Genomic DNA, 643 nt, shown 5'->3' with positions numbered 1-643 from the left:
TTATTGCTTAAATCCAAATAAGCCAACTTTCCAAAACTTGCTAAAAAGCTAAAATATTTCATCGAACTCAGGTTAGACTACTATTACTGTATTGAATAAATTTACTCCCTTGGAGACGCTGAAAATGTTAGATCAAAATACTTCTGCACAACTTAAAACACTTTTGCAACGTCTCGAAAGCCCCATTGAAATTATTGCCTCTTTAGATGGCTCAGATAAATCCGATAAAATTAAAGAACTGGTCGCTGAAATTGCTGCATTGTCTGACCAAGTCACTGCACGTTTTGATGGTACACATCAGCGTGCGCCCAGTTTTGCCATTGCCAAAGTGGGTGAACAGCCACGTGTTCATTTTGCCGGTTTACCGATGGGACATGAGTTTACCTCGCTGATTTTGGCTTTATTGCAAGTCTCAGGCTATGCCGCAAAAGTCTCTGATGAAGTTTTGGCACAAATTAAAGCCTTAAACTTAACTGCCGATTTTGAAGTATTTGTATCGTTAAGCTGTCATAACTGTCCAGATGTGGTACAGGCTTTAAACTTGATTGCTATTCATAATCCCGGCACCACCGCCACCATGATTGATGGCGCATTCTTCCAAGACGAAGTAGAACAGCGCAAAATTATGGCTGTGCCAATGTTA

1 protein-coding gene is annotated in these 643 nt (G+C 40.3%); it reads left to right on the top strand.

All coding sequences use genetic code 11. The features are described from left to right. Positions 1 to 124: 124 nt before the first annotated feature. On the top strand, positions 125 to 643 hold a 519-nt coding region (locus SE27_RS14495; protein ID WP_039623949.1), incomplete at its 3' end, for a thioredoxin family protein.

This window comes from Acinetobacter harbinensis, from assembly GCF_000816495.1.
GTDB lineage: Bacteria > Pseudomonadota > Gammaproteobacteria > Pseudomonadales > Moraxellaceae > Acinetobacter > Acinetobacter harbinensis.
The sequence above is the reverse complement of the archived record's forward strand: the minus strand, read 5'-3'. Positions and strand labels throughout refer to the sequence as shown.